Origin of the sequence: Chthonomonas sp. (genome assembly GCF_035294165.1) — a bacterium.
Classification (GTDB): domain Bacteria; phylum Armatimonadota; class Chthonomonadetes; order Chthonomonadales; family Chthonomonadaceae; genus Chthonomonas.
Window position 1 is genome coordinate 1 of sequence record NZ_DATGLN010000236.1, and the last position, 20,234, is coordinate 20,234.

A 20,234-nucleotide genomic window follows, 5' to 3' on the forward strand; every position below is an offset into this window, starting at 1 on the left:
GGACTATTTGATGAACGCTAGAGACAGTCGCATTCAACGCATTGTGGTAGCCTCCTCACGCGCGGTCTATGGAGAGGGAAAGTATTTCTGTGAAACTCACGGTGTCGTTTATCCGAAAGAGCGCCTCGTCGAAGACATGGACGCAGGGAACTTTGAGCCGCGTTGCCCACGTTGCCCCTCATTCTGTCGTCCCCTACCTACCGATGAGGGTGCCCCTTATCAACCGACTTCCTTCTACGGCTTAACCAAACAGATACAGGAACAGATGATCCTACTTTTTGCAAAAGCACGAGGTATCGCAGCCTATGCCTTGCGCTTTCAGAATGTCTACGGCCCTGGACAATCCCTTAGCAACCCCTATACCGGGGTACTCGCCGTATTTGCAGGGCAGGCACGGCAGGGAAAACCGATCTATGTGTTTGAGGATGGAGAAGAAAGCCGTGACTTTGTATATGTTCAGGATGTCGTTGAGGCCACTGTAAAAGCACTAAAAACTCCCCAAGAGGGGGTCTATACGGTGAATATCGGCAGTGGTCAACCAACTACCTTGCGCGAGGTAGCTGAACGCATCAATCACTTTTTCGGCAACCGGTCGCTCATCAAGATAACGGGCTCCTATCGTCTGGGAGACATCCGCCACAATATCGCAGACCTTAGACGAGCCAAAGAGCTTCTCGATTACGAACCACGATGGTCATTTCCCATGGGGCTACAAAACTTTTTACGATGGGCAGAAACCCACCACGAAGAGGCACAAGGCTATGAGGAATCGCTCCAACAGATGCGCCAGCGTGGATTGATGCGGGGTTAGTATGAACCAACAGCCGGGAGTAACCGTCCAACAGGCCAGAGAGCACCGATCTACTCACACCCTGCCTGTCGTAGGTATTGTACTTGTGAACTACAACGGAGGCAACTATTTGCCCGCATGCCTGCAATCTCTCACAGATGTCGTCTATCCCTCGGTAAAGATTGTGCTCGTTGATAACGCCTCTACCGATGGCTCTGCCGATTGGGTTGCCGCAAATTATCCCAATATTCATCTCATACGCCTCACCGAAAACAGGGGCATCACTGGTGGGAACGAGGCCGGCATTATGTGGTGTCTTGAGCAGCAGTGCGATTATGTGCTATTACTAAATAACGACACAGAAGTAGATTCGCACTTTCTCACCCACCTTATGGAGGCTGCAGAGCCGGATACCATTATAGTTCCGAAAATTCTCTATTACGACGCCCCTAAACGCATTAATAACCATTTTGGTGACTTTGATTACTGGCGAGGCGTGCACCGTGACCTCTTTTACAACCGTTTGGACGATGAGCACACTTCACAGATCGTCTACGGAAAGATGACAAGCACCTGCGCCGCTCTCTTTCCGAGGGACCTCTTGGAACGTATCGGCACATATGATGCTGCCTACTTCATCTATTACGACGACACAGACCTAATTACCCGGGCTGTACACCTAGGGGCCAAGGTGAAATTTGTGCCTCAAGCAGTTGTCTACCACAAGGAAAGTAGCACAAGTGGAGGCAAAATGTCGCCCCTTACTGTGTATTACTGCACACGTAACCGCCTCTATTTCATGCGCAAGCACCAGAATAATCCGGCAGCCCTTATTTTCTTTTTTATATACTTCTTCGTAACACGCCTCCCCTGGGGACTTCTGAGACTTATCAAGGGTGAGAGAAGGCAAATACGTGCGATGATCAACGGAGTTGTGGACTTTCTCAAGGGGCGTATGGGGAAGGCTTCAGAGGAGCGTTACCGATGATCCTGCTCTATATGCTCAATCTCCTCCTTTGGCTAGGGCTTCTGATTCTTCCTCCTCTCTACTTCACCTTCTATTTTCGTTTAGATCGCATTAATCTTCTGACAATCTATGCATTCTTCACAATTCCTCCACAAATTGTCACTACACTTACCGGGCCGCTCTTTCTATTGAGGGGGGGACTCTTCAATCCCTACTTTCAGTATGCTTTGATTGTCCAGAACGTGCACGATAGTCTTACGTTTGCAGCACTCATCTTTTTTGTTCATATTTTCTCCGACCAACGGGTGCGTGACTTACTAGAAAGTTGGCTTCATTTAGAGAGTCATCCTGCACGCCCAGCGCGGATGCGTCTTGCTGCAGATATCTTTTATGGACTGTTTTTAGTATGCTTTGTTCTGTTAGCACGTCATGATTATGGTGTTATCCCATGGATTCTCAACCCACGGATGGGCTATCAGTTCCACCGCACAGGAGCAGGTGAGTGGTACGCCTTGTGTATTACTTTTTTAGCCTTAGCTACTGTTTTAGGTACCATCTATACATCATCTCTAACAGCTTTTTTTACACGGTTGCCGCTCTATCTATTCGGTGTCTATTTACTAGGGTCGAAGGATTATATTCTTGGCTACACAGCCTACTTGCTCACTATTTTGGCGATACGTCGGTTTCGGTATTTAGGGGTAACATTTGTCTTATTGACGTTGGTCTCGCTGCTGTTATTAATTTATAACTTTACAAGCTCCATGCATGGCCTCAATCTGATGAAGGTCGCCACCTATTCAGACTATTTTGTAAATGCCGCCATGTACTATCAACGCTATCTCAACGGTCAAATTCCTCTCTATCACGGTGAAATCTTCTTTTCCAGCTTTTGGCGTATCGTTCCGCGGGCTTTGTATCCGAATAAACCCTATTCCTATGGAATCACTCTGATCAACGATATTTTCTACCCTGGCGAGGCGCAAAAAGGATTCACTCCAGCCTTCGCTGGTGTACCCTACTTTGCTGATTTTGGATGGATCGGCGTAGTCCTTTCAGGGCTTTTAAACCCGGCGACAGTGCTCATAGCGTTCCTGTATACCATCGTATTCCCGCGCATCAATACACTTTCCCCACGCCAAGGTTACCAACATCCGCGCGTGCTGCTCTATGCCATGCTCATCGTAGCGGCCCCTGCCTTTCTCGCCTTTTTTGATTTTCCCTTAGATGCGCTGTTCTTTGGCTTTATTGTATTAGCCATTGAAGTTATTTGCAGGCTGAGAATTCTCTATACGCAAGCCGGCCAACAAATACAGAGATCGAATCTGCGATCGGTCTCAACATGACGGAGAACCCTAAGGTGCCTACACATCCAAACAAACAATTAGGTATCTCCATTCGCGCCCATCACCACCCTGAACAGTTAGAGCGTTGTTTGCTTTCTGTAGTCGCGGCAGACAAAGGGTTTTCCGTGCCCATCCTCATTACAGATGATACTGATGACTTCACCTATCAAGCTGTCATAGAGAAGATAAATAGGCACTATCCGTTTGTTATTAATTATAAAAATCCTCGTCGGCTAGACTTAGGACACAATGTTCTCAACGCCGCAACAAAATGCATTACGGAATATTGCTGGCTCTTCGGTGAGCATGATCGAATGGAGTCAGAGGCTTTAGCTGATGTGCTCCGCGCACTTCAAGAGGTCGCGGAGCCACCTCCATTCTTGTTTGTCAACTATCGCTTTGCAGATGCGAATATCTCACGAGTGTTGTGCGAAAGAGTTCTTCTAACACATAAGGTTCTATGTATAAACTTCGACATATTTTTTGAGCATTACGGTTGGGCAATGGACTTTATTGGGAGCTGCGTTTTCCAACGCCAACTGTTGACATTCGTGGAACTCCAGCGAAAGTTTAGACATCGCTCCATTGAGGACATTGCACCTCTATCAATAGAGGACAGCTCGAAAGCAGTTCCATCGTACAATATTGCTAGAAAGGCTCTCTAGATGCGTATTGGGCTTAACCTACTATACCTTCTACCGAACCACGTAGGTGGAACGCAAACTTATGCGGAGGGGTTAATTCAGGGTCTGGCATCCCTTGATAAACAGAATGAGTACTGCCTTTTTGTCAATCAGGAAGCCGAGAACCTCTTCTTTACCGACGCACAGAACTTCCGTAGAGTGGTCTGCCCCGTACGGGCTAGCAATCGAAGAGCACGCTATTTTTATGAGCAGCTTCAACTGCCTCAACGTGCGAAGAAGGAGGGCATTGAGTTACTGCATTCCTGTGGATACGTTGGGCCTCTACGCCTCGCCTGTCCCCATATTGTCACAGTCCATGATCTGAACTACATTGCATTTGGGGATCAGATGGAAGTATCCCGGCGTCTCATGTTAGCCTTTTTAGTACCTCGAGTAGCACGGAGGGCTGCTCGAGTGATCGCCGTTTCGGATTTTACTCGCCGAGAGCTAGTAGAGCATATCGGCTTAAAGAAAGAGCAGATTTGTGTCATACATGAGGCCCCTAAAGCGCGCCCGCCTTGCCCAAAGCAGAAATTCCATGAATTACGCGAGCGATTCGGCTTGGATGGCCCCTATCTTCTAGCCTTTAGCAGCCTTAGCCCGCACAAAAACATTCCTTTTTTGCTAGAAGGGTTCGCAAAGATCACATCTATCTATCCCCATCGTCTTGTATTGGTGGGGCATACACCTCCCGGCTCAGAGATAGAACATAAAATTGAGCGGCTTGGGTTAGGAGATCGGGTAATCTGCACAGGCTACGTTAGCGACGATATCGTTAACGCTCTCTTAGACGAGGCTACGCTCTTCGTTTTTCCCTCAAAATACGAAGGGTTTGGCCTTCCCATTCTGGAAGCACAACAGGCTGGCATCCCCATTGTCTGTTCTCAGACGGCCTCCTTACCCGAAGTCGCCGGTGAGGGTGCTCTCTACTTCGATCCATACTCCGAGGAATCGCTTATATCTGCTTTACGAACCGTCCTTGATGACAAGACGATTCGCGAGGCTTTGTGCCAGAAGGGGTATGCTAATGTGGCACGCTTCTCTTGGAAGAAGGCCGCCGCAGAGACATTGGCGATCTATAAAGCGGTACTACAAAACACGAACAGGAAAGGGTAGATAGGTGCGCATCCTTATGCTCTCAACCTACTTCCGGCCAGAAAGCGCCACCAATGCCATTCTTATGACGCTGCTAGGAGAGGAGCTGACACGTCAAGGACATGAGGTCGTCGTAATCACCGGTATGCCCCATTACGATCAAAACCGCATCTGGCCGGCCTATCGAGGCAAACTGTGGACACGAGAGCAAATAGGCTCTATGCGAGTACATCGCGTCTATCTCTATGTTCCTTCGAAAAAGACCAGTTTTTGGGGTCGCCTGCTGAACTACCTCTCTTTTAACCTCACCTCCGGCATCGCAGGGCTGCTCATCGGGCGCTTCGATGCTATCCTTGCTCCCTCCCCTCCGCTCACCAACGGCATCACCGCATGGGCATTGAGCCGCATTAAGGGCGTGCCGTTTATCTATAACGTTCAAGACATCTATCCCGACGTGGCGGTTCGTCTTGGGGTGTTGAAAAACAGAACGGCCATCCGTTTTTTTGAATGGATGGAGCGCTTTGTCTACCGAAAAGCGGCCGCCGTCAGCGTTATTTCAGACTGTTTTAAGGCCAATCTGCTGCGCAAAGGGGTTCCCGAACAGAAGGTCGAGGTCATTCCCAACTTCATTGATCAGAGTTTTGTGCGTCCCCTGCCGCGCCAGAACGCCTTTCGTACAGAGCACGGTTTGGAGGATAAGTTCGTGGCGCTTTTTGCCGGCAACGTCGGGCTTTCGCAGGGCTTAGAGACTTTGCTTGAGGCCGCCCTCTGTCTTCAAAATCTGCCCGACCTCCGCATCCTTATTGTAGGAGACGGGGCCTCTAAAGAGGCGTTGGTAAATCGCGCCAAAACCATGGGGCTTCATAACGTGATCTTTCTTCCCCTACAACCGTATGAACGGGTACCGGAACTCTACTCCGCTGCCGATGTAGGGCTGATTCCGCTACGCAAGGGACTTACGGAGGATTCGGTTCCCAGCAAACTTTTTACCATCATGGGAGTTGGACGCCCCGTTATCGCCGGAGTTGACCCGGAAAGCGACACGCATCGCGTGATTCAGAGGGCGGGCTGCGGGCTGTGCATCCCTCCAGAAGATGCCAAAGCGCTCGCCTCTGCCCTACAAGCGCTTTATGAAAATCGCCCTCTGGCCGACGAAATGGGGCGTGCCGGTAGAGACTACGTGGTGCAGCATTTCACCTGCCATGAGGTCGCCCGACGCTATGGAGCGCTTTTTGAAAGAGTGCAGTCACAACGATCCGCCCACTGAGAACTTCTATTCACACGCCGGAGTATAATAAAAATAACCTAAAACGATGAAGCTACTTCTACAGTCTAATCTCTTCGGAAAGGCAAAACGGATGCGGTCGCGCCCTTGCCAAGACTGTGAGGGGAGGCACAAGTGAAAAAGTTTTTGCGTCGTATCGGTGCCATTACGGGCTTAGCCGTGGTAACGGCAGGCGCTTTTTGGGTTGGGCGCCAAATGGCCTCGCATGCAGACACCTCTTTATGGAGCCTGCGGCGGCTCATCGCCAGTGACCGACGACACCTTGCCGGCATCGAGCTTGCAGATGGGCGATTCGCCTTACAAGCCGTGAACGTTCCCCCCGCCGAGGTTTTCGAAAGCGTGCTCGAGCATGTGCGGCATGACTATGTGCGCAGCTATGGCACGGAGACCTCGTTGGGCGACGGTGCGCTTTCCGGCATGTTCGCCTCCCTCAACGATCCCAAAACGGACTTCCTGAAACCCTCTTTGGGGCAAGCACATACCGATGCCCTGCAAGGTCGTTTTTACGGCATTGGAGCGGTGCTAAACATCCTGCAAACCAAACAGAAGGATGTAGACTATCGCTACCTCACCGTAACCGATGTGATGCCCGATAGTCCCGCGCAAAAGGCCGGTCTGCAAGATGGCGACCGCATTACCCACATTGATGGGCACTGGATTATTGCCTATTCTATCCTCGCCGATGTGAACCGCATTCAAGATGAGGCCGGTAAAAACGATGCTGCCAAACAGAAAGAGCTTGAGAATGTTGCCAATAAATTCAAAGATGGCTACTCCCTTTCTAAAGCTATTGAACTCCTAACTACCGGTACCGGGCAAACCCACCAACTAACCATTGTGCGCCCTGGCGAGGCCAACCCCCTTACCAAGACCGTCACCACCGCGCTTACCGTGGTGCCCCCCGTTTCTTACCGCTCTCTTGGGGATGGAATAGGCTATCTGCGCATTCTTCTCTTCAACCAAGAGAGTGAAAAGGCCTTTCAAAAGGCTCTGGCAAGCGCCGGCAGCCTCAAGCGACTGATCGTTGACCTGCGTCAGAACCCAGGGGGAGTGGAGGCCATAAACGCCCCCGATCTTGACGGATGGCACGCAGCACAAACTCTCATCGGAGAGCTGACCGGCGGCGGCAAAGCCGGCATCATCGAAAAACACCCCAACGACCGCTCGCCGGTAATGATAACGGCTTCCCAAAAGCTCCCCATCCAAAAGATCACCGTGCTTGTAGATGCCGGCACGGCCAATATCGCCGAGTTTGTTGCAGCAGCACTGCATGACCTCGCTCACGCGCAAATCGTGGGCACCCACACCGATGGCGATGATGTGTTGCAACTCTATGCCCCACTCCCAGATGGAGCTGCAATGGAGATCGCCACAGCGCACCTTTTAACGGCAACCGGTGCCGACCTAAGCCGGGGGCTAACGCCAGACATCTCTTTGACGCCCAACCAGGTGGATACCGATGCAGCCATCCAACGTGCAGAATAGACCGAAAATAAAAGGGGTCGTGAAGGAAAAAACCTATGAAACGTGAGATTGCGGGTCCTCTAATCGTTAGCGTGGTTTTCTTGGCCTTGTTGGCCGGTTTTGCCAGCAAAAGTCTTTCGCAGTCCGCCCTTCAGCCGAGGTTCCATCCGGTTCGCTTTCTTCAGAGCGATGATGTCACACAAGCCCCACAGAACGCAAAAAACTCGGCCGATGCTGAGGCCATGTACGCCGAAGGGCTATCGCTGCTGCGCAAATATTACTACGGCAGCATAGGCGAAAACAAAACTCGCCAACTTACCTACGATGCCATCCGTGGTATGTTGCTGACGCTTCACGACCCCTTCACCAGCTTCCTCGATCCGGACGAATGGCTGCAGTTTCAAGAGACAACCACCCGAGGCGATTTTGAGGGCATCGGCACCATGCTCCGAGCCGACCCGCCGCGCGTAATTGTAGATGAGGTGATCGAAGGCGGCCCGGCCGAACATGTTGGAATGAAGGCAGGCGATGTGATCACCCGCGTCAACAATACCTCTGTGGTTGGTATGGACATTAACGACGTGGTGAAGCTGATCAAGGGGCCGGCAGGTACGAAAGTGCGCATCACCGTGGCACGGGGAAATAAAACCATCGAATTTACCATCACCCGTGCGCGCGTGGAACCTCCCGTCGTTAAGTATTGGATGGAAGACCCAAAATACAAAATCGGCCACATCTACCTCTCCGAATTCAATGAAAAGAGCCTGGAACAGCTTAACAAGGCCTTCGCAGCCCTTCAAGCGCAAGGTATGCGCGCCCTTGTTTTCGACCTTCGCTCCGACCCCGGTGGGTTACTTGAAAAGGCCGTGGAGATCGCCTCCATCTTCATCCCGAAAAACAGCGTGCTCGCCCTCCACAACAACGTGGTGATCATCCATGAAGGGGACGGTGAGGAGCAAGGGCGCAAACTCGAAAACGTGAATACCCCCTATAAACACCGTGTGCCGCTTGTCGTTTTGGTCAACGATTCCAGCGCCTCCGCCTCCGAAATCGTCACCGGTGCCATTAAGGATTACGGGGCGGGAACGATCATCGGGCAGCGCACCTATGGAAAAGGCTGCGTACAAACGCTTTTCCAACTCGATGACGGCTCCTGTCTTAGGCTTACCACCGCGCTCTACTATCCCCCTAAGCACTATGACATTAACTACCAGCAGGATGAAAACCACAACCGCATTCCCGGTACCGGTGGCATCCTGCCCGATATCGAGGTGCTGCCGGAGCCGAACTGGCAAGGCCTTAACGATAAAGCCCATGACAAACAGTTGCAGGCTGCCCTCACCTTCTTACGCGACCGCCTTAATGGCATGAGCATCGCGCAGGCTACGGCTGCGGTAAAAGAGGCTTTTAGCCCGAAAACTACGGCGGAAGCGGCAAAATCGGCGGCAACATCCTCGACCACAGGAGGGAAATAGATGGGAAAGCCAATTAACCATCCGTTCAAAGCTGTAGGAGCCGTTTGCGCGGCAGCTATAGTAATGGTGCTTGCGCTGGGCTCCTTAGCACAACCGAAAGGCCCCTATAAACCCGGTGACGTTGTTCATTTCGTGCTGCATGATGCCACCGGAAAGTCCATGAGCCTGTCTCAGTTCAAAAACAAGATCATTGTCCTCGATTTTTACGGCTACTACTGAGGGACCTGTAATGAGGAGGCTCCTCATGTGGAAAAAGAGATTTGGCAGGCTTTCAAAAAGAGAGGTGTGCAGGTGCTTGGCATTGCCGTGCCTGAAGGGGCTAACCCAACACGCGAGCAACTGCTAAGCTTTAAGAAGCGTCATGGCCTTACCTACCCTCTGTTAGGCGATAATGATGGCAAAGTCGCAACAAGTTTCGGTGTACAGGGAATACCGGATATCCGCATTCTCGATAGGGAACATCGTTATGTAGGGCAAGCGCAGGATGTGTCTCAAGCCGTCCAAATGGTTCAGCAACTATTAACCCCCAAGGCCTCTACGAACAAACCCCAAAAATTTCACTCCTTCCCACGATAAGCCGATTCGGTACAAAACATAGCGCTTGCCTCGAATAGCCGCCTCCACGCGGTTTGCGAGGAGGCGTTTTTGTTTGTTACCCTCTACCAATCCATCTTTAAATTGCGATGCTAGCAATTTTATGTGAAATATTTCACACCCCTTTTGTGACATATGTCACACCTCGAATTGAAAAACATGTGTTATCATAGTCGTATAGGTCTTTAAAAGACCCTACGCGAGATATACATACTAGGTGAGCGCTCTGGGCTTAGCCCTTCATGACAAAAGCGCCATTCGGAGGACATGTACACATGAAGAGTTTCTCTGTCGCGGCCTTGGCCGTATCTTTGCTGCTTTTGACGGCCACCTCGGTGGCTCTAGCGAAGCCTGTCTCCCTGCTCAAAAACGGAGACTTCGAGACCGGCAACTTCACCGGTTGGAACCTCGCCGTCCAAACCAACCCGAACGATACCGGCCACCAAAACAACTTCTACATTAGCATCCCCGGCGCCAATACCCCCGTCAACGGCTTCCCCACCGCCAGCAACCCCAACGGAGATCTCTTCTATGCCGTCTCCGACGACGCCCTCCCCAGCACCGACGTGCTCTATCAATCCTTTACCCTCCCCAAACATACCCTGCAACTTACCCTCTCCTTCGACCTCTTCGTCAACGACCAGTCCGGCTTAGGCCCTCTCTACGGCGATAGCGCCGAAAACGTCATGGACTACACGGCCGGAGGCAGCTTCGCCGACGTGCAGTACGCCCGGGTAGACCTGTTGAGTGGGGGCGCCAACCCGTTTTCCACGGCGAGTGGGGATGTGTTGAAGACCTTCTACAAGGGGGTGGATGGGGGGAGTTTGCCCAACGCCTACACGCATTACAGCTTTGACCTCACATCGTTGCTGCAGGCGGGGACGTTGGCAAGTGGCGGGACGTATCAGTTGCGTTTTGGGGAGGCGAACAACCTCAGTCCCATCAACATGGGGGTAGACAATGTGGAGGTGACGGCCAATGTAGCCACACCGGAGGCGGGCAGTTGGGCTGCACTGGCGATGGCGGTAGGTGGGCTTTATGCAACCCATCGCAGGCGTCGCCGCTCAAACGGGAAGTAGGTTTTCGCCAATGGTTTTGTGCCCACTTCAACTTACAGACGACATCAGCAACTCATCAAAACAACTCTAAGGAGGCATGTGAAAATGAACATGGAGAAACTAACAGAGCAGGTAGTTGCACTACAGGCTCGACTAGAGGCTCTTGAGCAAGAGCACGACACCACCAAGTTACGGTTGGCCGACTCGGAGGCGCATCTGGCAGATACCGAATTTCTGCTAAAGACCTCCCAACAGAAGGTCGCAACAGCTCTACGACGGATGAAGGTACAGGCGGGGCTAGGGTTGTGTGCCCTAATAGGGGCTTTGTGGTTTACCCCGCTGCCTCAGGTGATGGCCAAAGGCTACGATACCCTGGCCCAAGACGTGCAAACGTTGAAGATCAAGACGCAGTACATCACTGCCGATAACAACGGCATGATCATCCAAGACCCTTATGGAGCCAAAGTAGACATTCACGGACCAGATGTAAAGGTCATCCACGCCAATCTGTGGGTACAGAACGGCCTGGGAGCAACCAACGGCAACCCCAACGATCCCTACGGTATCAACGACTGGAAAGGAAATGGGTTGGGCAACCTGATCATCGGATACGATGAACCCCCTCCGCCCCCATCGGCTATCCAAAGGATAGTTCCTAAGGACAAGGATGCGCCAAAAACAAGCCCACCGGCCAATTCAGGCGGTAAGCCCAGTCCTCAGTTCAGAATAATACCATTCCCACCCCGTCCAGTCCCAATCCCTATCAACGGTGCATCTCACAACCTCATCATGGGCGTGGGAAATACGCGCACCTCCTTTGCAGGGATTGTAGTGGGGATGGGCAATGCGATCACTGCTCCATTTGCCACGATAACCGGAGGCCATGCTAACACAGCTTCTGGTGTATTCTCCTCGGTGAGTGGTGGCGATGGCAACAATGAAAGCGCCTGGGAAGGTTGGGCAGCTGGATTTCCCGTAGTCTTTAATGGCAATCCCGACTACTACCACGTCCCATAAGCGCTCTATAGATGGGAGGTAGAGAAGGGTATCCGCCTCCTCTGCCTCCCATTTTCCTCCTCTTTTCTTTAAGGGAATGATCCTACAAGGAGATACCAACGATGACAGACAAACATATAGAACAGATACTCATGAAACTACAAGAGCAGTTGCAGGCGACCCAAGCAGAGCTGCAAGCAACAAACACTAAGCTCGAAAAAGTACAAAAACAGCACACAAGCACGCTGCGGCGAATGAAGGTAGAGGCGGGGTTAGGGTTGTGCGCGCTGATAGGGGCTTTGTGGTTCACCCCGCTGCCGCAGGTGATGGCACAAGGATATGGACAAACCCTCAAGCAACTCATCGCCGAAGTGACGATCCTCGAAAATCACATTCATAGAAATGTGTGCACGGAAACCATGTCATCTTGAACAAGGGGGAGGGCGTAGGCCTTGAAGTGCGAGACCCTCGGCTTTAGCCGTGCGGAGGAAGCACTCTCTCCTTTCATTGTTGATAGTTAGCGCATAATCGAGTCAACTTCCCGCTGGATTGCTGCGAAGGCCGAATGCACGAAGCGTGCGATTGCGTTGGAAGCCCTCTCCGCTACGCGTTGGAGGGGACATTAGGCACATTCGCCTTTAGGCTTCCGGTCGTCTATCTATCTGTTAGGTGCTGCTGATTTTAACGCGCCGGGCCTGATCCCTAGTGGTGTTGTTCTACCCTATTTCAAACCATTGTAGAAGCTAAAGCCACGCACGCCACAGCGGCTTGCGGCAGGTCCTTCTCTGCCAGTTCCCACACGTAAGTTCATCTCATTCACTCTATCCGCCTCTGTCGAGGCACTTTTACCGTTTCTTTCGGAAATACCCACTCTCTAGAAGGAAACATGCTGTTTTAAGACGTATTAACAGAAAGAAGCGATGGTGCATCTTTAGAAAGGAGCGAGTAGGAGAACAGGATGACGGAGCGTGTAAAAGAGATTTTGAGCTGGTACGGCAGCGATAACCCAGGTACCCTCACCAACCTGGCGCGATTGCTGAACCACGGGCGTTTGGCGGGAACGGGACGACTGGTGATTTTGCCGGTAGATCAGGGCTTCGAGCACGGGCCTGCACGCAGCTTCGGTCCGAACCCACCGGCCTACGACCCGCGCTACCATTTTGAGCTGGCCATCGAGGCCGGCTGCAACGCCTACGCCGCCCCTCTGGGCTTCCTCGAAGCCGGCGCCCGCGAATATGCCGGCGAGATTCCGCTTATCCTCAAACTCAACGACCACGATGTGCTCTATGACGAAGCGGACCCCAACCAGGCCCTCACGGCGAGCGTGGCGGACGCGCTGCGGCTTGGGTGTGTAGCCATCGGGTTCACCATCTACCCCGGTTCGGCTCATCGGCTTGAGATGTACAGTCAAATTCGTGCCTGTGCCGAGGAAGCCAAGCGCCACGGTCTTGCCGTAGTCATCTGGTCTTACCCACGCGGTTCCGGGTTGAGCCAGCAAGGCCAGACCGCTATAGATGTGGTAGGCTATGCCGCCCATATCGCTGCACAGTTGGGTGCGCACATCATTAAGGTGAAATTGCCAACTGCCTATATCGAGCAGGAGGCGGCCCGAAAGGTCTACGAGGCGCAAAAAATCCCCATCGAGACGCTGGCCGATAGGGTACGTCATGTGGTGGAGTGTGCTTTCAAAGGGCGACGCATCGTCATCTTTTCCGGTGGTGCTTTTGAAACGGAGGAAAAGCTCCTGGATGAGATACGTGCCATTCGTGATGGGGGCGGCTTCGGCTCCATCATCGGCCGAAATAGCTTCCAACGCCCTAAACCGGAGGCCATTCGGCTGCTCCATAAAATTATGGACATCTATGCAAGCTAGATTTTGTAAAAAGTTGGCACATCAAGATAACTTCGAGGGGCCTGCGTCGTCTATCTATTTGAAAGGTGCTTCGGACTGCAGGCAAGTGGCCGGTGATCCCAAGCGTGCCTGCGATGTTGGGAGGATGAAAAGTGAAATCTGGGCTATCAGAACAAGAGCTGGCGCAAAAATGCCGCGAAGGCAACATGGAAGCCTTCGAAGAGCTTTATGCCCGTTGCTCACGTGCCGTCTATCGCTACGCCTACCGCATGCTCAACGATGCCGATGAGGCCGACGACGTGATGCAGGAAACCTTCGTGCGCGCCTTTCGCATGTTGCCCAATTTTCGTGGGGAGTGCAACCTGTTGACCTGGCTCATCAAGATCGCCAGCAACCTCTGCCGTGACCGCTATAAAACACGAATGCGACGACGCGAGGTTCCCTTCGATGACCAGCTCGCCAACCGGCCCGACAACTCCCAGCGAGGACGCGACCCAGCCGACCTCGTTGTGCAACAAGACCTCCAAGAGCGTGTGCGTCGCGTGTTGGCCGCTCTACCGGCAGCCCATCGGGAGGTGATCGTTTTGCGTGATTTTGAGGAGCTGAGCTACCAAGAGATAGCCCAGATTCTCGATTGCTCTATATCCAGCATTAAACTCCGTCTGTTTCGCGCTCGACGCGCCTTTAGGGAGAGGCTTGAATCGCTTTTGAAAGCCTAATGGAGACGGGAGAGGACAAAACCATGCGAGATTTTGAAAATTTGACCTGCCGTTACGCCCAACTGCTGTTGTGGGACTACCTTACAGGGCGCTTGCCTGAAGAGCGCATGGAGGATGTTGAGCGCCATCTAGCCGTGTGTGAAAGCTGCCGCGCCGAGCTTGCCAGCATGAAAGAGACACACCAATGGCTCCAGGTTGCCCGCTCCGCCGAAGTGCCTGAACCGCGCTCGGGTTGGTATACACTGCGCGCACGCCTCGTGCAAGAAGAGCTGATTCCGGCAACCTCCAAAAGGCACACGATACCCGTTGTACTGCTCGCCCTGTTGTTTCTTTTACCGGGCTTTTTGGCCGGACGCCTTCTCTCGCGTGAGCAGACCCCAAAACCGCCGGCGTTTGTTGGTACCGCGGTTCCCTCACCTAACCTCACTTCGGAACCGAGCCTTACCGCCCCCCCTCACTCCGACACCGTTGCCACTAGCTTGCTTGGATTAGATAACGCGACCGCCTCTACCGATGAGGGCGATGCGGCCACAACGCCACCCGCGAAGAAGCATCAGGGCGTTAAAACCTCCGAAGAACATCTTCTGCAAAAGCATAACAGCACGCATAGAGATGTGGCGACATCGAAGGTCTCTAAACACCGTGCGTCGGTCGTGCCCGCTTCCAACGCTCCGGTAGTGGCAAATAATAAGTCGGGAGCCTCTACGGCAACATCGAACCAAGTGGCCAAGGTACCCTCTGCTTCTAGAAATACAACAGCAGAAGCTCAGTTTGTTCTCACGGGCTTGCAACCCGACTCGCCAGATCGCCAAACCATCTACTAAACCTTTGAAAGCAGGTGCTCTTGCAACCATGCGCCGAAAACGTCTTGCGTTTGCTGCCTTGCCCATTGTATTGGGGTTGGGAGGGCTATTGTTACTAGAGAGAAGTTCTGCTGCGCCACAGTCCTCTCCCCCTCAGCAAGAGGCTCCAACCGATACACATCTCCTGCAAGAGCTTTCCGCTGAGCTTGCTCAGCTTATATCGAAAACCCGCGTTTGTGTGGTGACCATTCACGGCTGGGCACGACCATTTGGCGGCCCAGGCAGACCTCCCTTCCCCCCTCCACAAGGCTTTTCCCTCCCACCAGGCTCTTTTCTGTTCTTCTCTCCCGGCCCTCCACCCCTTCCTAAAGGGCGCGATTTTAAACCGTCTAAGCCTTCTATACAGACCTACACCATCTATACCAGCGATACCCCCCCGATAAGGCTCACGGGCAGCGGGTTCTTTATTCAAAAAGACCTGGTGGTGACTACGGCCGAAGTGGTGGGATGCATGGCTCACCCCATCGTCATCACGGATGCTGGGAAATGGGTGCCTGCTATCGGCATGAATGTAGACTATAAAAACAACGTGGCCGTGCTTCGACTTCCTAAAGATACCGACGTTCCAACCCTTGACTGGGGCGAGGATAGCGTCGCGCCGCCGGGCAGTCTGGTGCTCGTGTTCGGCAACCAAGCTGGCTTCTCGCAAGTGCCTACTCTCGGAATGGTAACGGCGCACAACCTGTGGGCACGCTCGCCCGATGGTCGCTTCCACTACAACAATCTCCTTCAACTGCAAGGGGTGATCGGGCCGGGCGCCAGTGGTGCCCCGGTTATTGACGCCCATGCGCACGTGATAGGCATGGTGGTGGGGGCGCTTAACGGGCCTCCAAACGATCTCTTCCGCCCATTTGCCGAACCCGGCCCACCTCCCGAAGGCCCTCTAGACCCTATGCTCGGCAAAATCACCACCATCGGCTTCGCGCTGCCGGCAGATACCCTGAAAACCGAAGTGGCCAAACTCGCCGCAGATGTTCGTTCGCTGCCTCCCCTTGGTTGGTTTGGCTTTATCCCCGGCAAGGCAGACGAGCACGGCATACAGATTGGCAGCGTGTTTGTGGGTAGTCCTGCCGACGCCGCGGGACTGCACCCAGGCGATTGGATTACCGCTATAGATGGGCGACCGCTACGAGGGCGTTTTGAAATCCCCGCCCTCAGCGAAACGCTACCCGTTGGCCAAAAACTTCAGATACGGGCCGAGCGAAACGGCAAACCGTTCCTAACAACGCTTATCGTACAGGCACGGCCAGACGATAAGCAGCTTCAGCAGATGCAACGCTTAAGTCTACCGCATGATGATAGGCACAACAGAGAGCGTCGAAGCGAACGACATAACCCTTAAAGGAGTTTTGCATGACGCAACAGGACGAACCAAAAGGTGGGGTCTCTCGCCGAACATTATTGGGAGGAACCTGTGCGATGGTCATTGGTATGGTAGCGAAGGGTGCCGGCACTCAAGACGCGCCCGGCCAAGGGCTTCACGACCCGAACCTGATCAAACAAGAGATCGAGGTGGACGATAAAACACGAAATGTGCACTTTCGTGCTCTCCTCGTGCAACCTAAAGAGGAGCAGAAACGCGGCAGCGTCATCGTTATCCATGAGATTTTTGGCTTGAGCGACCATATTCGCGATGTGGCCTGTCGCATCGCTTCGGCCGGTTATAACGCCTTAGCACCCGATCTGTTTACACAGGAAGGCCCTCCTCCCTCCGCCGCCGGTGGCTTCGGTTCGCTTTTGGAATTCGTCAATAAAATCCCCGACCAACAGATTTTAGATGACCTCAAAGGTGCCGCGCGCTATCTGCGTCAACTGCCCACCTCCAATCAGAAAGTAGGCGTTGTTGGTTTTTGTTGGGGTGGGCGCTTTGCTATGCTGTTGGCAGCCGAAGACCCCACCTTGAACGCGGTAGTGGCTTACTATGGGCGCATCTCCGGCACCCCTACCCCTAACCAGCCTAAATACCCCATTGATGTGGTTCCGAAGATGCAGGTTCCTCTTATGGGCCACTTCGGAGAAGAAGATCAGGCGATCCCTCCTCCGGAGGTTAAAAAGTTCCAGGAGGCTCTGGCCGCCGCGCATAAAACGGCCGAAATCTATGAATATCCGGGGGCCGGCCATGCCTTCAACAACGATACCCGTGAAACCTATCGGCCGGAAGCCGCCAAATTAGCCTTTCAAAGAACGCTAGATTGGTTCGCCAAGTACCTCAAGAGCTGATCGGGCGGACCCTATGCCCTCTTGACAAAGAGGGCATGAAAACTATATACTTGAGAATCGTCAACAGTTTCGCAGAGTCTTTCGGGGTGTGGCTCAGTTTGGTAGAGCGCAGCGTTCGGGACGCTGAGGTCGCTGGTTCAAATCCAGTCACCCCGATTCCTTCTCCTCCGCTAGGCGCGCCTCTTGTGGGTACGAGCGCAGCAACTCCTCCGGTTCCAACAAGGTCTCACGTCGTTCTTTTAGAGGACGTAACAGCTGCCTCTCAAAATCGGGCGGGGCGGCGGGGCGTAGCAACAGACGGCTCGGGCGTCTCTCTAGCCCCCGTAAAATCTGGTTCATTGCTGTAGCCGCCTCTTGACGCAGCGCCCGATGTCGAGCATAGGCCAATTTCTCCAGAGCCGAAAGCGCTTGCGGGTCGCCCATTCGGCCTAGACAACGCACAAGGTGGATCGCGACGTCAGGGTGTTGTCCTTCCAACGCCTGAAGAAGGTAGGGCACGACACGACGATCGGAGAAGGCCCAAAGGGCCTCGGCATAGGCCAAGCGGCGGCGTCTATCGCCCTGCATAAGGCCATGCCAGAAACACAACAACTCCTGAGGCGGTATGGCCGCAAGCGCCAAAGCGGCTTCATGGGCCAACGCCGCCGCATCTTGCGCATTCAGCCGCCGCATAACGCTTGGTTGCTTTAGCTCATAGAGCAGCCGGCAAAGTCCCCTGTGCGCCACAGCCACGCGCAGCCTTCGCACACTCGCCATGGCATCTCGACACGTTCCCAACAACGCCAAATAGAGCGCGCTGCTCAGAAAGGAGTAGTGCATGTTGGCCATGCCACGCAAGTCGTTTGCGCTCTGTTCCAGTAGGGTATGGAGGGCTTGTGACACCTGTTCTAAACGCTCTTGCGGTGTAGAGGCGATGTCTTGGCCGGCGAGGCGACGTAGTAAGGCGCCGGCAAAATGCCCATTTCTGGGAATGTAGGCTCGATGCCCATCGCCCCCAGAGAGCGCCAACGCGGCAGCCGTGCGAACCCGCTCGTCCTTGTGCCAGAGCAAAACAAGAAGGCGGTTGAGGCTGCCTTTCGCATGGTACAGCTCCGCCCGCAGCCGCGCTGGGGAGGCGTTTGCCAACACGCTACGCCCTTGCGCGATCTCCTGTGCAAACATCGGCGGCGGTTGCCCATATCCCTCTTGTATTTGAAAGGAAGGTGTCATCACAGAAACTCCTCTCCATTGAACCGCTAGTGGCCGGTGGGAACGTTGCCTCCGGGCGGATGCACCAGCAGCCAAAGGGTAAGTAGAAGCCCAATAACAATAATAAGCCGACGTACATTCTGCTGCCCCATACGTCGCGCCGTATCGGCTCCGAGATAGCCTCCGGCTATTGAGCCGATCATCATCAACAGGGCGATAGGCCAATGGATAAGCCGATCATGGTGGGGGCCTACCCCCTGCCCCGGTGCCGTGCGCTCGACCATGAAAACGAGAATGGCCACAAAGTTGATAAGAATGGCATTGATGTTTTTGAGCGCGTTCATCAGATGAATGTTGGTGAAGCCCATGAGGCTAAGCCCGGCCAACATCAGGATGCCTATGCCTGCTCCAAAGTAGCCCCCGTAGAGAGCGATGAAGAACTGAAAAAAGCTTACTCCATACCAGGAAAGCGGAATATCGCGCGGCTCCTTAGGCGCCAAAGCGCTCTGTTGGCGCCTCTCGCTCTGACGCTTTATCCAATTAGAAAGGGGGCTTTGCGCCATGAAAAGGAGTGTGGCCATAAAAATGAGATAGGGCACAAGACGGCTGAAGAGCGCGTTATTGGTGTGGGCAAACAGCAACGCGCCCAACCCGCCACCGATGAGGCTGGGAACGCCGAGAAACCACAGGGCCGGCCCTACATTGCTTAACTCTTTACGATACCCGAATAGGCTACTGCAGATGCCAGGCCATAAAGCAACGGTACTCGTGGCATTGGCCACGTTTGCCAGTTCCCCACAGAACAGCAGAGCGGGGAAGGTTAGCAAGGTGCCGCCACCCGCCACGGCGTTCACGGCTCCGGCGATAAAGGCGGCACCTAGCAGTAAAAGATATTTGTGGAACCCCATGTCAGATACCCCTAGCTAAAGCGCAGGGGCTTGTGCCTGATTGGAAGCGTGTGCCTCCAACCGACACAATAGGGCGTCTGAACATTCGCCCCGTGCTTTGAGGTTTCTCGCCGCATTGAAATCAGCATTCGCCTCAAAGCCACACTGTTGACAGTGGAACCGGCTCTGGCTCTTACGGTTGGCTTTGGCGCAATGTCCGCATACAGAACAGGTGCGAGAGGTATTGCGCGGGTCTACTAGAACCACAGGCACTCCTGCCGTCTCTGCTTTATAGGCGATAAATTGACGCAGTTGCAGAAAAGCCCAGTTACCGAGGAGCCATCGCATCTCGCGAGAAACCGTTTCTGCTCTGTCGCGAAGACAACGGAGGTCTTCCAGAGCGAGTGCCTTTCGCGATTGTACTGCGCTACGAACAAGGGTTTTGGAAACCACGTGATTGGTGTTCTTGACAAACCGAGACTGTTTCGCACGAAGTTTCTTCAAATGCCGTTTCGCGCTCTTTGTGCCCCGCTTTTGAAGCAGACTACGGAGGCGCTTGAGACGGCAGCGAACGGCTTTGACGGCTTCGCCCGAATAGGAGTTACCCTCACTATCGGTAGCGAGTTCTACGATGCCCAGGTCAACACCAAGAACCCCTTCACAAACAGGTTCAGGCGCGTCGGCTTCCACCACCACGTGCAGGGAAAAGGCACCGTCACGAAAACATAAGTCTGCCGAGCAGGGCTTCCAGT

Annotated in this window: 20 protein-coding genes, 1 tRNA gene and 1 pseudogene; 19 read left to right on the forward strand and 3 right to left on the reverse strand. The window is 53.5% G+C overall.

Annotation, left to right across the window (positions count from 1 at the left end):
• The 19 genes and pseudogenes from VKV29_RS13160 to VKV29_RS13250 form a co-directional block, all read left to right on the forward strand.
• A partial coding sequence (locus VKV29_RS13160) for an NAD-dependent epimerase/dehydratase family protein (protein ID WP_324201772.1) occupies positions 1-811 on the forward strand: 811 nt, incomplete at its 5' end.
• Position 812: 1 nt separating this feature from the next.
• A complete protein-coding gene (locus tag VKV29_RS13165) occupies positions 813-1,778 on the forward strand; it encodes a glycosyltransferase family 2 protein (RefSeq protein WP_324201773.1) in 966 nt (321 codons plus the stop codon).
• Positions 1,775-3,103 (forward strand): hypothetical protein, encoded by a 1,329-nt coding sequence (locus VKV29_RS13170; protein WP_324201774.1) that lies wholly within the window; start codon positions 1,775-1,777, stop codon positions 3,101-3,103. Before VKV29_RS13165 ends, VKV29_RS13170 begins: the two co-directional genes overlap by 4 nt.
• A 14-nt stretch (positions 3,104-3,117) precedes the next feature.
• Positions 3,118-3,768: a glycosyltransferase gene (locus VKV29_RS13175; protein WP_324201775.1), complete on the forward strand. Its 651-nt coding sequence runs from the start codon at positions 3,118-3,120 to the stop codon at positions 3,766-3,768.
• Complete coding sequence (locus tag VKV29_RS13180; protein WP_324201776.1) at positions 3,769-4,902, forward strand: glycosyltransferase family 1 protein; 1,134 nt, start codon at positions 3,769-3,771, stop codon at positions 4,900-4,902.
• 4 nt (positions 4,903-4,906) lie between these two features.
• The gene (locus tag VKV29_RS13185; RefSeq protein ID WP_324201777.1) at positions 4,907-6,148 is read left to right on the forward strand and encodes a glycosyltransferase family 4 protein; all 1,242 of its coding nucleotides are present in this window, start codon (positions 4,907-4,909) and stop codon (positions 6,146-6,148) included.
• Between the two features lie 132 nt (positions 6,149-6,280).
• Entirely contained in the window at positions 6,281-7,651 is a 1,371-nt protein-coding gene (locus VKV29_RS13190) for a S41 family peptidase (protein ID WP_324201778.1), read from the forward strand.
• 35 nt (positions 7,652-7,686) lie between these two features.
• Positions 7,687-9,105: a S41 family peptidase gene (locus VKV29_RS13195; protein ID WP_324201779.1), complete on the forward strand. Its 1,419-nt coding sequence runs from the start codon at positions 7,687-7,689 to the stop codon at positions 9,103-9,105.
• Positions 9,106-9,324 carry a hypothetical protein gene (locus tag VKV29_RS13200; RefSeq protein ID WP_324201780.1) on the forward strand — a complete coding sequence of 73 codons (219 nt, stop codon included), beginning with the start codon at positions 9,106-9,108 and terminating at the stop codon, positions 9,322-9,324.
• A gap of 12 nt (positions 9,325-9,336) precedes the next feature.
• Positions 9,337-9,681, forward strand: a pseudogene (locus VKV29_RS13205) (peroxiredoxin family protein); the annotation flags it as partial.
• Between the two features lie 293 nt (positions 9,682-9,974).
• On the forward strand, positions 9,975-10,778 hold the full coding sequence (locus tag VKV29_RS13210) for a hypothetical protein (protein WP_324201781.1): 804 nt from the start codon (positions 9,975-9,977) through the stop codon (positions 10,776-10,778).
• 84 nt (positions 10,779-10,862) lie between these two features.
• Complete coding sequence (locus tag VKV29_RS13215) at positions 10,863-11,774, forward strand: hypothetical protein (RefSeq protein ID WP_324201782.1); 912 nt, start codon at positions 10,863-10,865, stop codon at positions 11,772-11,774.
• A gap of 101 nt (positions 11,775-11,875) precedes the next feature.
• Complete coding sequence (locus tag VKV29_RS13220; protein ID WP_324201783.1) at positions 11,876-12,184, forward strand: hypothetical protein; 309 nt, start codon at positions 11,876-11,878, stop codon at positions 12,182-12,184.
• 527 nt (positions 12,185-12,711) lie between these two features.
• Positions 12,712-13,626 (forward strand): class I fructose-bisphosphate aldolase, encoded by a 915-nt coding sequence (locus tag VKV29_RS13225; RefSeq protein WP_324201784.1) that lies wholly within the window; start codon positions 12,712-12,714, stop codon positions 13,624-13,626.
• A 131-nt stretch (positions 13,627-13,757) separates the two neighbouring features.
• Positions 13,758-14,324, forward strand: a complete 567-nt coding sequence (locus VKV29_RS13230; RefSeq protein ID WP_324201785.1) for an RNA polymerase sigma factor — start codon at positions 13,758-13,760, stop codon at positions 14,322-14,324.
• A 23-nt stretch (positions 14,325-14,347) separates the two neighbouring features.
• Positions 14,348-15,148 carry a zf-HC2 domain-containing protein gene (locus tag VKV29_RS13235; RefSeq protein WP_324201786.1) on the forward strand — a complete coding sequence of 267 codons (801 nt, stop codon included), beginning with the start codon at positions 14,348-14,350 and terminating at the stop codon, positions 15,146-15,148.
• 28 nt (positions 15,149-15,176) lie between these two features.
• The gene (locus VKV29_RS13240; RefSeq protein ID WP_324201787.1) at positions 15,177-16,529 is read left to right on the forward strand and encodes a S1C family serine protease; all 1,353 of its coding nucleotides are present in this window, start codon (positions 15,177-15,179) and stop codon (positions 16,527-16,529) included.
• 11 nt (positions 16,530-16,540) lie between these two features.
• Complete coding sequence (locus tag VKV29_RS13245; RefSeq protein WP_324201788.1) at positions 16,541-17,407, forward strand: dienelactone hydrolase family protein; 867 nt, start codon at positions 16,541-16,543, stop codon at positions 17,405-17,407.
• Between the two features lie 82 nt (positions 17,408-17,489).
• Positions 17,490-17,563: transfer RNA gene (locus VKV29_RS13250), tRNA-Pro, on the forward strand.
• On the opposite strand, the gene VKV29_RS13255 is transcribed toward VKV29_RS13250, so the two are convergent.
• From VKV29_RS13255 to VKV29_RS13265, 3 genes are all read right to left on the reverse strand, one after another.
• Positions 17,555-18,616, reverse strand: coding sequence for a HEAT repeat domain-containing protein (locus tag VKV29_RS13255; protein WP_324201789.1), 1,062 nt, complete (start codon positions 18,614-18,616; stop codon positions 17,555-17,557). The two genes, VKV29_RS13250 and VKV29_RS13255, sit on opposite strands and share 9 nt — an antisense overlap.
• A gap of 26 nt (positions 18,617-18,642) precedes the next feature.
• Positions 18,643-19,503 carry a sulfite exporter TauE/SafE family protein gene (locus VKV29_RS13260; protein WP_324201790.1) on the reverse strand — a complete coding sequence of 287 codons (861 nt, stop codon included), beginning with the start codon at positions 19,501-19,503 and terminating at the stop codon, positions 18,643-18,645.
• A 15-nt stretch (positions 19,504-19,518) separates the two neighbouring features.
• Positions 19,519-20,234: transposase (locus VKV29_RS13265; RefSeq protein ID WP_324201791.1), on the reverse strand; the 716-nt coding region annotated here is incomplete at its 5' end.

What these genes read in the sequence shown, in the direction of transcription:
- VKV29_RS13200 (WP_324201780.1), top strand. Translation starts at nt 9,106, where the DNA reads ATGGGAAAGCCAATTAACCATCCGTTCAAAGCTGTAGGAGCCGTTTGC.
- VKV29_RS13255 (WP_324201789.1), bottom strand. Translation starts at nt 18,616, where the DNA reads ATGACACCTTCCTTTCAAATACAAGAGGGATATGGGCAACCGCCGCCG.
- VKV29_RS13215 (WP_324201782.1), top strand. Translation starts at nt 10,863, where the DNA reads ATGAACATGGAGAAACTAACAGAGCAGGTAGTTGCACTACAGGCTCGA.
- VKV29_RS13170 (WP_324201774.1), top strand. Translation starts at nt 1,775, where the DNA reads ATGATCCTGCTCTATATGCTCAATCTCCTCCTTTGGCTAGGGCTTCTG.
- VKV29_RS13220 (WP_324201783.1), top strand. Translation starts at nt 11,876, where the DNA reads ATGACAGACAAACATATAGAACAGATACTCATGAAACTACAAGAGCAG.
- VKV29_RS13240 (WP_324201787.1), top strand. Translation starts at nt 15,177, where the DNA reads ATGCGCCGAAAACGTCTTGCGTTTGCTGCCTTGCCCATTGTATTGGGG.
- VKV29_RS13235 (WP_324201786.1), top strand. Translation starts at nt 14,348, where the DNA reads ATGCGAGATTTTGAAAATTTGACCTGCCGTTACGCCCAACTGCTGTTG.
- VKV29_RS13225 (WP_324201784.1), top strand. Translation starts at nt 12,712, where the DNA reads ATGACGGAGCGTGTAAAAGAGATTTTGAGCTGGTACGGCAGCGATAAC.
- VKV29_RS13180 (WP_324201776.1), top strand. Translation starts at nt 3,769, where the DNA reads ATGCGTATTGGGCTTAACCTACTATACCTTCTACCGAACCACGTAGGT.
- VKV29_RS13260 (WP_324201790.1), bottom strand. Translation starts at nt 19,503, where the DNA reads ATGGGGTTCCACAAATATCTTTTACTGCTAGGTGCCGCCTTTATCGCC.
- VKV29_RS13165 (WP_324201773.1), top strand. Translation starts at nt 813, where the DNA reads ATGAACCAACAGCCGGGAGTAACCGTCCAACAGGCCAGAGAGCACCGA.
- VKV29_RS13210 (WP_324201781.1), top strand. Translation starts at nt 9,975, where the DNA reads ATGAAGAGTTTCTCTGTCGCGGCCTTGGCCGTATCTTTGCTGCTTTTG.
- VKV29_RS13245 (WP_324201788.1), top strand. Translation starts at nt 16,541, where the DNA reads ATGACGCAACAGGACGAACCAAAAGGTGGGGTCTCTCGCCGAACATTA.
- VKV29_RS13195 (WP_324201779.1), top strand. Translation starts at nt 7,687, where the DNA reads ATGAAACGTGAGATTGCGGGTCCTCTAATCGTTAGCGTGGTTTTCTTG.